Origin of the sequence: Catenovulum agarivorans YM01, from assembly GCF_000281085.1 — a bacterium.
In the GTDB taxonomy this organism is placed as follows: Bacteria; Pseudomonadota; Gammaproteobacteria; order Enterobacterales; family Alteromonadaceae; genus Catenovulum; species Catenovulum agarivorans.
The window spans coordinates 46,968-60,748 of the sequence record NZ_JH767526.1 but is presented as its reverse complement, the minus strand read 5'-3'; the positions used below and the strand labels follow the sequence as shown (position 1 = coordinate 60,748).

Here is a 13,781-nt window from a genome sequence, read left to right as displayed (position 1 = left end):
TTGGCTGCGCCACAAGCAGGTTTAATGGCGGAACTGACTCAGGGTATTTTTCAGCAAACACTCAATTTGCAGTATTTAGCCATAGGTGTTGTTATTGGTTTGTTGATACTCGCGTTCCAAGCTGTGCTGTTATGGCGAAAATCTAATATTAAAATTCATATACTAGCCGTTGCCATTGGTATGTATTTACCATTTTCACTGGTTGCAACACTATTTTTAGGCGGTTTATTAAGCGCAATATTAAGCTACAAACAGCGTAATACAAGCAGCGAGCACAAATCCTCCGGCATTTTAATCGCATCAGGCTTAGTAACTGGAGAGGCCTTGATGGGCGTTTTTCTAGCCATTTCAGCGACTTTATTTATGCCACTACCAAGTGCAATTGCAGCCGCAGAATACACAGGTGCTTTTGCTTTTGTGTTAGTTGTGTTGTACCTATATAAACGAGCGCGTAGTAAGCCTTTTTAAGCTAGGCCCCTAGAATTGATAATTCAGCCCGAAATTGAGAATTATAGCTTGTGCGTTGACTAAATCAGTCGTTTCACTGCCTAGGGTAAAATGCACAACCGGGTGTTTAACCGAAAATATGTAGGCATTCGTCTTGAGTTGGTAACCAGCTTCAATTCGCCAGTTTTGTATATCATAACCAATACCAAAACTTGGGAAAGTTTTACCATCAGATACGTAAACCTCAGACCATAGTGGCAATCCCCATTCACCATCTAATCTAGCGTTTATTTGGCTAGACATATCTAGTTTATGCGCACCATCTGGATATGAACCGATGAAACTAGGATTGATGTCGAAAGTACCATCATCGTTAAACACTTCGGTGCGAGTGTCTAACTGGCCGCTGGTTTTACCTAAATGTTCAAATTCAAACTTGTTGTACAAATCATAAATTGAAACAGCAAGCTGCCAATTGTTGGAAAATTGATACGCCAAAAATACATCTAAGCTATAACCTTTACCGTCGGTAACCCAAGCGCCATGACAGCCAGCTTTTGGCGGATCTGTTCTTGGGCAGTTTTTCCTGTCTAACACGGCATCATCAAAATAGGCGTAATCTATTTCACCTGTAACTTCGAAGGTGTCACCATCGTCATTCACTAAAAAAGTTCCATCTACTTCACCGTCTTCCATGTAACCTACATCCCAATAACTTGCGGCGATTTTGTACGAAAAATTACCAAAGTTATTGTCGTAAGCAAAACCAACTCCATTGGCTCTAATATGTTGCGCTTTAAAATAAATCGCATATTCATCTTTATCAACAGGTCGCTCTGAGCGGTCTAAAAAAAACAACTGCGCCGCATCAGGGGTAAAATCTATTGAATAATCGTAACGGGTTGCTAAAAACACAGTCCAGTTGTTGCGCGAGAAATTCAGATAGGCTTTATTGTGCGTTAAACCGTGACGACCTTCTTCGGGAGCTTCAGAAAAGCTTGCTTGTTTACCAATTTTTCCAATTGGTATTACACCACCAAAAGTTTGAATTACAGGCATAATTTCGCTGTAACTAAAAGATTCTAACGAGTGGCTAATTTGATATGTATCTTCTTCTTGGGCAAATGCTAAATTTGGGACTGATAGCAACAAACATATTTTTGTTATAGTTTTACAGTTAGGTTTCATCCAATTTCCATCATTATATTAAGATTACAAACTAAAAAAGGGGAGCTTAGCCCCCCTTTTTACTCAAACTAGTCTGCTTTAGTATAGCGTTTCAAATCTATTCGTTTCAGTGTAGAACACAGTAACAAGATCTCCAGCTTGTTCAAACGTCGCTAAGATTTTGTTGTTGTCTCTCGTATCACGAATAATAGCGACAATTTTCGCAGCGTCTGGGTCTGTATCGTCAACTTCACCTATGCCATCTTCATTATATTCAAGCACAAGACCATTGCCGTTTTGCACATCGAAGCTATTGCGGATAATGAGTTCACCTTCATCATCTGAATCCAGTGCAATATGAATTTCACTGTTGCTATCAGATAACTCTACGTCAACCTCAACCTGCTCATAACCCACGCGACGAACAGTCAATTGAATTTCACCTTGCTGCTGCACAGAAGGATTTGCAAAGAAAGATAAAACACCTGTTACATTTAACCAATTGTTTTCGTCTTCTAATTGACCGTCAACATCCTCTTCGTCTAAATCAAATATTTCAATCGGACCTGCTAATTTATGCTCTTTAGCATTCGCAACCATAATATCCAATGATGCTTCAAAATCATCACCGTCATTTACCACAAACGCCCCTTTGGCAAAGATTTGTGATGGTAAATACAAATCGAATACTTCTGTTTCTGTTACACCATCGTCAGTATCATGATTGATAACGGTAAACTCTTGGCCTTTAACGACAGTTGCGCGTAATTCACCACTAAACTCAACCTTGTCATCAAGTTCATTGGCAATAACGTCTTGCATCAAGTTTACAACTAAGTCAAATTGAATGTTTAATACTTCATTCTGCTCTTCTGTTGCATGATCCGCACCTGCAATTAACACAACAGCAGTACCTTGAGATATTTCAATGCTTGTTGTACCAGCGTCTAACATACCTACAATTTCGAGTGATAAAGTTTTATCAACAACTGAAGTGTCTTCCTCTTCATCCGGTAACATCAATTTCAAAGTACCGGTTAAAGTAACACCATCTTGTTCAAGATCAACGTCATAACTTGCTTCACCGTCAGCTAGTTCTTTAACTTCAATTCGGCCGGTTATCGAACTATCATAGTTAGCTATGTCTGCCGTTTCAAATACTTCAAGGTCGGTCACATCATCAATAATATCGTCTGTGATGTTTTCAAGCAGATTTGCTACATCACCAATCATGTCTAATTCAGCTACTTCGTCAGCGAAGACAGGCATAGCAGCATCAATTGCGTCAAACAACTCTTCCGTATCTTCAACTAAGTCTCTTGGCCCAGTGAATTTGTCTGGGAACATATAAGCGCCCCAAGTACGAATATCATCAACCATAGCAATAGCACGATTGGTCGCGCTGTTTTCTGTCACTGTCACTGTTACTTTAGCAGTTTCAGTTACACCATTGGTCGTGGTCACTTGATAGCTAAACTCATCCGAGCCAAGTTTATTATCAATTGGCTGGTAAGTTAATGTGCCATCCGCTTCAATAAAGATATCAGCAATAGCTGTGGTTAAACTCTGTACTGGGTTGCTGCCATCTAACAAAGAGATGCTTGCAACGTTTGCTTTAACAAACTTGTCATTTGCCAGTAAATCAATTTTCTCTTTGAAAACAAATTGCAGCGTAGAAAAGGTGTCATCTAACGCATCGACGATAGATGCTACATCATAATTAATTGTACCAACTTCAATTTCACTACTACCGTCAGCCAATACTACGTTAGTTGTCACAGCATAAACTAGACTGTCTGTACCATTAAAGTCTGCGTTTGGTGTATATACCAAACTTGTACCATTTACTTGCACTGAACCATTTTGTGGTTGGGTGGTAACTTCAATTTTTACAATGCTATTTGCGTCATGGCTCGAAATAGCTGTGGTAATTTGGTTATCTTCATCCAAGCTTTCACTGTGATCCATAGTGTCGCTTTGTGGATTAACCGTAAAAGTGATATTGGCGGTACGAGTCTCGTCTAAAATTTTAACAGTATAAGTAATTGTATCTTGACCATTAAAATCAGCATTTGGTACGTATTTTACCTTACCATCCACTATGCTTGCTGTACCAAACGACGCGGAACCTATACTGTCTAGGGTTGCAACAGAACTTGTGTCGTTTTCAACACGCAATGTGTCATTTTCTAGCGGGTCAAAAGTAATGTCACCATCTTCATTTAATCTTTTGGTATCAACGAATAATTTACCAACGATTACCGGACCTGTTGGCTCTGGCTCAATGTCGTCTGCATCTAATTCGTCGCCTGCTCGATCTGTTTGATTTTGCACCGCATCAGCAATAACTTCTTCAGTGTCTGCTACATATCCAGTCGCAGCGGCACTAATTTGATCATTATTTTGGAAAGCTTGATCGGCTTTATCTTTAGCCTCTTGCTTCTGCTGATCGGTTAAGTCTGTCGAACGATCAATTTTCTCTTTAATTTTGGTTTGTAAATTGTCGTTTAAGTTTTTAACTTGGGCTACCGTATCTTCTAAAGTGATTTTGAATTTATCATCATCCGCGTTGGTCGCAACCGAAGCTTTTACTGTACCTTTATTAACGGCGATATCTTGTGCGGCTTGTTGTAAGAAGCTTGACAAGTTTTCAGATTTAACCGCTTTTGCCGCGATTGCTGAAACAACGGCTGCGGCTTGGAAGGATTCTGCGTCCGCATTTTCAATTTCATCTTGGTCAGTGATATCTATGACCGGAATTTCAGAAACATCAACACCATCGCCTAACTTAAATATCGCAGCAACTTGTTTGTTAGCCGCTTTTACAACATCTTCGGCGTTGACTTGTGTATCACCTGCAGTTGCAACTGTCTCAGCAAAAATTGCCGCTGCGATATCGGTTAGCGGCGTTACATTGGTTTTAACAATCGCTTTGTCTTGGTTTGTTTCTTTTACAGCTTTAGTAACCGCGGCGAGCTTAAAACTCGAATCTAAGGTTAACTCATCGCCAAATTCAACACCATTGCCGCAACCTTCAACTACGTCACATATCATTCTAGTGTCAGCTGAAGGTGTCACTTCAATTTTAATTGCACCTTGGTAATCTTCGACAATTTCTGCCGTATAGTTCCCCTTAGCATTAGTTAAAACAGGCGATGGCTCTGTTTGCAGCTGCGCACCTAACGTCCCATTTGCTTCAACACGATATAAGGTCACTACGCCATTTTTAATGATACCTTTAGCAGCAATACCAGAAACTTCAGCGCTCGCTGTAGGTGTAGGAGTCGGCGTAGGTGTAGGAGTCGGCGTAGGCGTTGGAGTCGGTGTTGGCGTTGGAGTCGGTGTTGGAGTCGGTGTTGGCGTTGGAGTCGGTGTTGGTTTCCCATCAGATCCACCAAAACAACCAGACAACAAACCTACAGTCATGCACAGAGCAAGGTTCGATTTTAGTTTGTTAGGCATTTTCATTGTTCTTATCCTGTATCAATCTAGCAATTAAAATTCCGAGTACTGGCAGAAAGTTTAAATAACCGTTCCATCAAGCTTATCCAAGAGTCATTGCAAATAAATGAACGTCCGGCTACAAACTTATCAACAATTTGATAAATTAAATGTAGCAGCTAAAAGAGTTGCTTCAAAGTTAATTTAACTTAAATATGCAACATATTTCTCACAATTGCCACTTTTATTTAGCCACAGGTAACACCAATACATATTGGTCAACCTCCACCCCATCTTGTTCTTTTTCAAGAACAATTAGACAATCAGCATGAGCAAGCTCAGATAAAACTCCAGAGCTTTGTTTCGCAAATGGGGTAACGGCAACAGGGGTTCCATATTCGTTCCGTTGGATAATAGCCCTTTGGTAGTCTCGACGTCCGGGGCGCTTTTTAATAGTTTGATTTGTTGGTAAATAAAGTGTGTTGGTTGACTGAGCTTGTTGACCACTCATAAGTCGAAGCATAGGTAAGGTTAAAATTTCAAATGTGACGGCTGATGAAACTGGATTACCCGGCAAGCCAAACAAAATAACGGTTTTGTGTTGATGATTGATTTTACCAAAAGCAAATGGCTTTCCGGGTTTCATTGCTACTTTCCAAAAATCTATTTCTCCGAGTTCAGAAAAGGCTTTGCCGGTATAGTCTGCCACTCCAACTGACACACCTCCGCATGTGATGATCGCATCACAGGTTTCACTGAGTTTTTTAATCCGACTTTTAATTGCCTCTTTTTCGTCTTGAATAACACCGGCATCTACCACGTCAAAACCAGCCTGGTTTAATAACGCTTTTAACATAGGCCTATTACTGTCATATATTTGTCCTGCTTGCAGCTTTTCTCCTGGCTGTGCTAATTCGTCTCCTGTGGTAAATATACCAATAGTTAAACGCTTAAAAACTCGTACATGAGTCAAACCCAAAGATGCCAAACAGCCTATATCAATCGCGGATAACTTTCGTCCTAGGGTAAAAATAGTCTGACCTTCGCCGATATCATCACCACATTTACGAATATTGTCACCTAGTTGGACCGCCTTTGTTAGCTCGATGTGACTATCACCTATCTGTCTAACGTTCTCCTGCATAATCACAGCATTGCAGCCAGCAGGTATTTTCCCGCCTGTCATAATGCGGGCACACTCACCAGATTTTATCTTTATGTCGCAGGGCCTTCCCGCCAAAATCTGACTGACTACCTGATATCGAGTATTTGTTGACTCGGTAGATAAGTTTAGTGCATAACCATCCATTGCTGAGTTATCATAGGGAGGTACATTAATCGGAGAACAAATAGTTTCAGCTAAAGGCCTAGCTAAAGCAGCTTCTAATGAAACATTTTCAACTTGAGCAATTGACCTTACTGCGTTTGTCATTCTGATTAATGCCTGCTCAACCGTAATAAATATATCGTTGTCGCAATTCACTGCTACACTTACCCTTAAAATTTTGTTGTATACAATTACCAACATGGAGATGGTTTTACTATGAACCCGCTTGATAACCTTTCTATTCAACACCGCAGTTTACTCAACTTAGGTGTTACGTTAATTGGTATCGTCATATTGGTCACTTTTCTATTTAATGAATTCGAAAAGCTCGGAAAACTTAATCACACTTTAGTGCATTTGTCAGACTTGGAAAGTGACGTGCAATCGCTACGCAATAAAGCAATTAGTTTTCAGTCTGAAAAACAGCTTAAGTACGCTGAACAATTTACGCAAGAATATCAAGACATTTCAAACAAAACCAAGGATCTAACACAAGTATTTGTTGCGCAGCACCTACCAACTTCGGTAATTGAGGAATTTAGCGATAATATCCAACAATACAGTATTTTATTTACTCAAGTTGTCTCACACCAAACAAACATAGGATTAGACCCCAAATCTGGTCACTATGGAGCATTGCGTCAAGCTGTGCATAATGTGGAAAGTGAAGTTAAAGCACTGAATGAGTACGAACTGCTCAGTCAAATGTTACAATTACGCCGCGCTGAAAAAGATTTTATGCTGCGCTTAGACACTAAATATCTAACTAAATTTAATGAAAACATCCAAATCTTTGAACAAAAGTTGGATACCTCAGACATACCAATTAAGGTAAAACAAAAAATTTCACGCTTAATGCAAGATTATTCGATGAATTTCGAAAAATTTGTGCAAGCGCAAGATAAGTTAGGATTAGACCTGAGTTCAGGTTTAATTGGTGATATGTTTACATTGTCCGACGAAACGATTGCAGCATTATCTAAACTTAAACATGAGACTCAACTAGAAATCAGCAACAAACAAAATGACATCTTCGTTTTTGCCATATCAATAGCAGGCATATTAATTGTGATTATCTTCGCCTTAGGCATCTTTTTATCGCGACACATAGTTAACCCGATAAATAACCTATATAAATCAATAGATAAGATACGTAAAACCAATGATTTAACCATAAGAATAGATGTCAAAGGTCAAAACGAAATCAGCTACTTAGCGCACAGCTTTAATGAACTTCAATCAGAGTTTGCGCAAGCAATACATTTTATCCACCACGCAACTGAATTACTTGAATCCGCTTCTGTCGATTTAAATGGTATGACAACCAGGACGCAAAACGCGACTAAAACCCAACAAGATGAAGCTGACCTTGCGGCAACTGCAACCAATGAGTTGCAATCAACAGTAGCGGAAATTTCTAGAAACACCGAATTGGCTGCCAGTAACGCTGCAAGCACAGCTCAGTTAGCTGGAGAAGGTAAAAACCAAGTAGAGCATACAGTAAAGTCTATCCAAAATTTGGCATCTCGTGTGGGTAGTGCAAATGCGGAAATTCTCCAACTAGATGAAGATAGTAAAACCATAGGCAACATCATTGAAGTGATTCAAAATATAGCTGAACAAACTAATTTACTGGCGCTAAACGCAGCGATTGAATCAGCCAGAGCAGGTGAACAAGGACGAGGTTTTGCGGTGGTCGCGGACGAAGTACGTAATTTAGCTATGCGTACCCAAGAATCAACTAAACAAATTGAACAAAACATCGCCGGCCTACAAAGCCGCTGTGGCAGCATAGTGACAACACTTCAAGCTTGTTTAACTGACAGTGAACAATCGGTTACTGAGGTAAAATCTGCCAGTCGCATGCTGCAAGATATATCGTCAGAAATTAATCAAATTTCAGATATGAACACAACAATTGCTTCAGCAGTAGAAGAACAAAATGTTGTGACCGAAGAAGTCAGCCGTAATGTGACTAATATTCGAGATTTAGCGGTAGAGATACATGGTATGGCTGCCACCAACCAGAATATATCGTCTAAACTGAATACCAGCTTAGACGAGTTGGTGACATCTGTTGCTAAGTTTAAAATTAATTAGTTGCAACTTCGTTGATTAAACGGCGCAACCAAATATGGCTTGCGTCGTGATGTAATAGCGGCGACCAAATCATATCTAATTTAATCTCCGGTAACTCCAACGGCGGTTCCATAATCGCGATATTTGGCTCATGTAAATAGTTAGCTGTCGCTCTTCTTGGAACTGTGACCAGCATTTTTTTCGCTAAGGCTAATTGAATTGCGACATGATAATTACGCGTGAATACTCGAATTTGGCGTTTTTTGCCAAGCTCTTCAAGCTTCTCATCTACCCAACCAAGTTTCTGAATATCTGTTGGGTCCATACCTAAACCAACACCAAAACCGGTTTTACTCACCCAGATATGCTGCGCATCACAATATGCATCTAAGTTCCAATTTTCAATCGCTGGGTTTTCTTTGTGGGTTAGACACACAAAACTATCAGACCAGATAACCTTTTGATGGAAAGATAACGGCAAATCATCAAATCTATTGATTGCCATATCAATTTTACCCTCTTCCACATCATGGAAAGTTACGTCACTTGGTGTCATCACATCCAAAGTTACGTTTGGTGCTAACTCCTGTAAACGTGACAACAATTTCGGCAATAAAGTAGACGCCGCATAATCACTCGCCATAATTCTGAATACTCGTTCACTACGCGCTGCATCAAATGGGTCAGTTGGCTGCAAAGCTTCTTCTAGATCTAATAATATTCGACGAACTGTCGGCTGCAATCGACGCGCTTTTTCAGTTGGCGACATACCGTCAGAGGTGCGTACCAACACTGGGTCATTTAACAATTCGCGCAAACGCTTTAAGCCATTACTCATCGCTGGTTGAGTAATACCAAGCTGTTGCGCCGCTCGAGTTACATTTTGCTCTCTAAGCAAAACATCAAGGTATATCAACAGATTAAGATCAATTTTAGAAATATTCATTTAGATTATAGAATTTAGCAAGCCAATCAACATTGTGAATGGTAGTAAGTTTTTGCTGAATGAACAAGGGGAGAAGCGAAAAATACTGATAAAAAGTGTGGAAATGAGCTTAAAATCAATCTGCTCGGATCAGTTCCGAACAGATTGAACACCAGTCAGAAGCTTATTCAGCAGCTGAATCATCTTTCTTGTGTTTTGCAGCCGTTTCTTTGATTAAAGGCTGTAGTTCGCCTTTTTGGAACATTTCTAAAATAATATCACAGCCACCAATTAACTCACCTTCAACCCAAAGTTGTGGGAATGTCGGCCAGTTTGCATATTTAGGTAACTCAGAACGAATATCTGGATTTTGTAAGATATCAACATAAGCAAAAGGCTCACCACAATTCATTAAAGCTTGAGAAGCTTGAGCAGAAAAACCACAGCTTGGTAATTTCGGGCTACCCTTCATATAAATTAAAATAGGATTTTCGCTAATTTGCGTTTTAATTTTTTCGATTGTTTCCATAATGCTGTCACCAACTTAATTAAACGAGTTGGCGATATTGTAGCGAAAAATAGCTTATCTCCCTAGTGCTATCTCTAATTCACTCAACAAATGTTGAAAATTGTTGCCTAGTTTAGTGATTAACACTTGAGAATTCATGAATAAGCCCTTACCTTTAACTTCACAATAAAAGTAGGATAAACCCCTAAAGAATATAAGGTTTTATCCTATGGTTTTTTATTGAACAACAAGCTTGTTTATTACTAGAGCCAAACGGAGAAAAGACTATGGCATTTGAATTACCAGCATTGCCTTACGCAAAAGATGCATTAGAGCCGCACATTTCTGCGGAGACCATTGAATACCACTACGGCAAACATCACCAGACTTATGTAACTAAATTAAATGGTTTAGTTGAAGGTACTGAGTTAGCGAACAAATCGTTAGAAGAAATCGTTAAAACTTCTGAAGGCGGAATTTTCAATAACGCAGCTCAAATTTGGAACCATACTTTCTACTGGAATTGTTTAAGTCCAAATGGCGGTGGTGAGCCTACAGGTAAAGTTGCTGAAGCAATTAATGCTGCTTTCGGTTCATTCGCTGAATTCAAAGCGCAATTGAATGATAAAGCAGTTAACAACTTTGGTTCAAGCTGGACTTGGTTAGTTAAAAACGCTGACGGTTCATTAGCTATCGTTAACACTTCTAACGCTGGCACACCTTTAACTGAAGAAGGTGTTACTCCACTACTTACTGTAGACTTGTGGGAACACGCTTATTACATTGATTACCGCAACGTTCGTCCTAACTACTTAGAAGGTTTCTGGGCGTTAGTTAATTGGGAATTTGTTGAAAAGAACTTAGGTTAATTTTAACTGTCCTATAAGCAGAGCACGCCTGTGCTTTGCTTTTTTCCCCGCTTAATTTCCATCACGCCAACTAATTTTTACTACACACCCTTATAGATAAGTCAATTACATTTTTTTACTTTATTTTCTTGTAGTTACTTCAAAACTAGGTCTAAGCTTGTTTTAAGTTAGCAAGCTTTCTAATTTCGTTAATCTTGTTTCGCGACACTATGCTGGAGGCCTTTATGGGTATTTTTGAGCACTACAAACAAAGGTACGAACTTAAACAAGAAGAAGAATATTCTATTCAAGAATTTCTTGAACTTTGTAAAACAGACAAAACTGCATATGCCAATGCAGCTGAGCGTTTGTTGATGGCCATTGGTGAACCAGAAATGGTTGATACCTCCCAAATCCCTAGATTAAGCCGCATATTCTCAAATAGAGTTATCGCCCGCTACCCGGCCTTTTCTGAGTTTTATGGTATGGAAGAAGCAATTGAACAAATTGTTTCTTACTTACGTCATGCAGCTCAAGGCCTTGAAGAGAAAAAACAAATACTGTATTTGTTAGGCCCAGTCGGTGGTGGTAAGAGTTCATTAGCCGAAAAAATTAAAAGCTTGGTAGAAAAGTGTCCTATTTATGTAATTAAAGGCTCACCGGTTAACGACCACCCACTCTGCCTATTTGATGTAAATGAAGATGGCGAATTATTAGAGAAAGAATACAATATTCCGCAGCGATACATTAAAACAATAATGTCGCCATGGGCACGCAAACGCCTACATGAATTTAATGGTGATATTTCACAATTCAAAGTGGTAAAAGTATATCCTTCTGTACTTGACCAAAGAGCAGTTGCCAAAACAGAGCCTGGTGACGATAACAATCAAGATATTTCTGCATTAGTAGGTAAAGTAGATATCCGTCGCTTAGACGAATATGCCCAACATGATCCAGACGCTTACAGCTACTCGGGGGCATTATGCCGAGCGAATCAAGGCGTTATGGAATTTGTTGAAATGTTTAAAGCACCAATCAAAGTGCTACATCCTTTGTTAACGGCTACACAAGAAGGAAATTACAATCCAACAGAAGGTATGTCGGCACTACCTTTTGACGGGATTATTCTTGCCCATTCGAATGAATCTGAGTGGCAATCCTTTAGAAACAATAAAAACAACGAGGCCTTTTTAGATAGGGTTTACATCGTAAAAGTACCTTACTGTTTACGCGTTTCTGAAGAGATAAAAATTTATACCAAATTAATTGAAAGCAGCGAATTAGCTTCTGCACAATGCGCACCCGGTACGTTGGAAACTTTAGCGCAATTTTCCGTATTATCACGGGTAAAAGCGCCGGAGAATTCGAGTATCTATTCAAAGATGCGTGTATACGATGGCGAAAGCCTAAAAGACACAGATCCAAAAGCTAAATCTTATCAAGAATACCGCGACTTCGCAGGGGTCGATGAAGGTATGAACGGTTTATCCACCCGCTTTGCCTTCAAAATACTCTCACGGGTATTTAATTTTGACCACAGTGAAGTTGCCGCCAACCCAGTACATTTATTCTATGTATTAGAGCAACAAATTGAGCGTGAGCAGTTTCCAGCCGATTTGGCCGAGCAGTACCTTGAATTCTTAAAGGGCTATTTGGTACCAAAATATATCGAATTTATTGGCAAAGAAATTCAAACCGCGTATTTAGAGTCCTACTCTGAATACGGTCAAAACATCTTTGACCGCTACGTGACCTACGCAGACTTTTGGATCCAAGACCAAGAATACCGAGATCCTGAAACTGGCCAACTGTTTGACCGCAGTGCACTCAACAACGAATTGGAGAAAATTGAAAAACCAGCAGGTATCAGTAATCCAAAAGATTTCCGCAACGAAATCGTTAATTTTGTTTTGCGTGCTCGTGCGAAACACTCGGGTAAAAATCCGAGCTGGACAAGCTATGAGAAGCTTAGAACTGTTATTGAGAAAAAAATGTTCTCTAACACAGAAGAGCTGTTACCAGTTATCTCATTTAATGCCAAAACGTCATCGGAGGATCAGAAAAAACATGATGACTTTGTCGCCCGTATGATGGAGAAAGGTTATACGCGTAAACAAGTCAGATTATTGTCTGAATGGTATTTACGTGTCCGTAAATCATCATAATTTAGGTGTAAATCGGTATTGGGTTAAACCTAACAATTAGGTTTGACCCCCTATACCCTATAGCAGACAAGTTAAGTAGTGAGGATTGTATGGCGAATTTTATCGACAGACGTCTAAACGCAAAAAACAAAAGTACAGTAAACCGTCGCCGTTTTCTGCGCCGATACAATCAGCAGATAAAAGAAGCAGTGTCGGATGCAATTAACAAACGCAGTGTCACTGATATAGAATCAGGTGAAAGTGTAAGTATTCCAAAAAGAGATGTCTCTGAGCCTTTATTCCACCAAGGCAAAGGTGGCGATAGAGATATGGTGCATCCTGGCAATGACCAATTTAAACCTGGAGACCAAATCCAACGACCCCCATCAGGACAAGGTGGCGGAGCTGGCGAGGGTCAAGCGAGCAAAGATGGCGAAGGTGAAGACGAGTTTGTTTTTCAAATATCAAAAGACGAATACCTTGATATTTTGTTTGAAGATTTAGAACTGCCCAACTTAAAAAAGAATCAGCTAGCCAAAGTTACTGAATACAAAACTGTTCGTGCAGGTTTTAAAGCGGATGGCAATCCTTCAAGCATTGATATTGTACGCTCATTAAAAAATTCACTTGCGCGTCGAACCGCAATGGCAGGTAAACACAAAAAACAATTAAAAACAGCTCAGCAACAGCTAGAGTTACTGTTAAAAGCGCCTGAAGAAAATCAAGCAGACATTCAAATTCTTGAACAAGAAATAGAAGAAATTAAAGCTCGTATCAAAAAAGTGCCTTTTATCGACGAGTTTGATTTGCGCTATAAAAATTACGAAAAACAACCTAAACCCACCAGCAAAGCAGTGATGTTCTGTCTAATGGATGTATCGGGTTCTATGGA

At 39.6% G+C, this 13,781-nt stretch carries 10 protein-coding genes; 5 read left to right on the top strand and 5 right to left on the bottom strand.

Features of this window, described 5'->3' with window-relative positions:
* On the top strand, positions 1-468 hold a 468-nt coding region (locus WSC_RS0109080; protein WP_193352312.1), incomplete at its 5' end, for an OPT/YSL family transporter.
* Between the two features lie 9 nt (positions 469-477).
* Here WSC_RS0109080 and WSC_RS0109075 read toward each other — a convergent pair.
* The 3 genes from WSC_RS0109075 to moeA all read right to left on the bottom strand — a co-directional run bounded on the left by WSC_RS0109075 (position 478) and on the right by moeA (position 6,628).
* Positions 478-1,599 (bottom strand): hypothetical protein, encoded by a 1,122-nt coding sequence (locus tag WSC_RS0109075; RefSeq protein WP_237716300.1) that lies wholly within the window; start codon positions 1,597-1,599, stop codon positions 478-480.
* A 114-nt stretch (positions 1,600-1,713) separates the two neighbouring features.
* Positions 1,714-5,082 (bottom strand): Ig-like domain-containing protein, encoded by a 3,369-nt coding sequence (locus WSC_RS25020; protein WP_026016758.1) that lies wholly within the window; start codon positions 5,080-5,082, stop codon positions 1,714-1,716.
* 217 nt (positions 5,083-5,299) lie between these two features.
* Complete coding sequence (moeA, locus tag WSC_RS22315) at positions 5,300-6,628, bottom strand: molybdopterin molybdotransferase MoeA (protein WP_157447244.1); 1,329 nt, start codon at positions 6,626-6,628, stop codon at positions 5,300-5,302.
* On the opposite strand from moeA, the gene WSC_RS0109060 reads away from it, so the two are divergent.
* Positions 6,599-8,482, top strand: a complete 1,884-nt coding sequence (locus WSC_RS0109060) for a methyl-accepting chemotaxis protein (protein ID WP_016955608.1) — start codon at positions 6,599-6,601, stop codon at positions 8,480-8,482. The two genes, moeA and WSC_RS0109060, sit on opposite strands and share 30 nt — an antisense overlap.
* On the opposite strand, the gene WSC_RS0109055 is transcribed toward WSC_RS0109060, so the two are convergent.
* Both WSC_RS0109055 and WSC_RS0109050 read right to left on the bottom strand, forming a co-directional pair.
* A complete protein-coding gene (locus WSC_RS0109055; protein ID WP_016955607.1) occupies positions 8,475-9,407 on the bottom strand; it encodes a LysR family transcriptional regulator in 933 nt (310 codons plus the stop codon). The two genes, WSC_RS0109060 and WSC_RS0109055, sit on opposite strands and share 8 nt — an antisense overlap.
* 163 nt (positions 9,408-9,570) lie before the next feature.
* The gene (locus WSC_RS0109050) at positions 9,571-9,915 is read right to left on the bottom strand and encodes a Grx4 family monothiol glutaredoxin (protein WP_016955606.1); all 345 of its coding nucleotides are present in this window, start codon (positions 9,913-9,915) and stop codon (positions 9,571-9,573) included.
* 266 nt (positions 9,916-10,181) lie between these two features.
* Between WSC_RS0109050 and sodB the strand changes: the two genes are divergently transcribed.
* The 3 genes from sodB to WSC_RS25255 all read left to right on the top strand — a co-directional run.
* Positions 10,182-10,763 (top strand): superoxide dismutase [Fe], encoded by a 582-nt coding sequence (sodB, locus tag WSC_RS0109045; protein WP_016955605.1) that lies wholly within the window; start codon positions 10,182-10,184, stop codon positions 10,761-10,763.
* 224 nt (positions 10,764-10,987) lie between these two features.
* Positions 10,988-12,910 carry a PrkA family serine protein kinase gene (locus WSC_RS0109040; protein WP_016955604.1) on the top strand — a complete coding sequence of 641 codons (1,923 nt, stop codon included), beginning with the start codon at positions 10,988-10,990 and terminating at the stop codon, positions 12,908-12,910.
* 89 nt (positions 12,911-12,999) lie between these two features.
* Positions 13,000-13,781, top strand: a 782-nt coding sequence (locus WSC_RS25255) for a YeaH/YhbH family protein (RefSeq protein ID WP_040394156.1), incomplete at its 3' end; no start/stop codon positions are given.

What these genes read in the sequence shown, in the direction of transcription:
- WSC_RS0109055 (WP_016955607.1), bottom strand. Translation starts at nt 9,407, where the DNA reads ATGAATATTTCTAAAATTGATCTTAATCTGTTGATATACCTTGATGTT.
- WSC_RS25020 (WP_026016758.1), bottom strand. Translation starts at nt 5,082, where the DNA reads ATGAAAATGCCTAACAAACTAAAATCGAACCTTGCTCTGTGCATGACT.
- WSC_RS0109040 (WP_016955604.1), top strand. Translation starts at nt 10,988, where the DNA reads ATGGGTATTTTTGAGCACTACAAACAAAGGTACGAACTTAAACAAGAA.
- sodB (WP_016955605.1), top strand. Translation starts at nt 10,182, where the DNA reads ATGGCATTTGAATTACCAGCATTGCCTTACGCAAAAGATGCATTAGAG.
- WSC_RS0109050 (WP_016955606.1), bottom strand. Translation starts at nt 9,915, where the DNA reads ATGGAAACAATCGAAAAAATTAAAACGCAAATTAGCGAAAATCCTATT.
- WSC_RS0109060 (WP_016955608.1), top strand. Translation starts at nt 6,599, where the DNA reads ATGAACCCGCTTGATAACCTTTCTATTCAACACCGCAGTTTACTCAAC.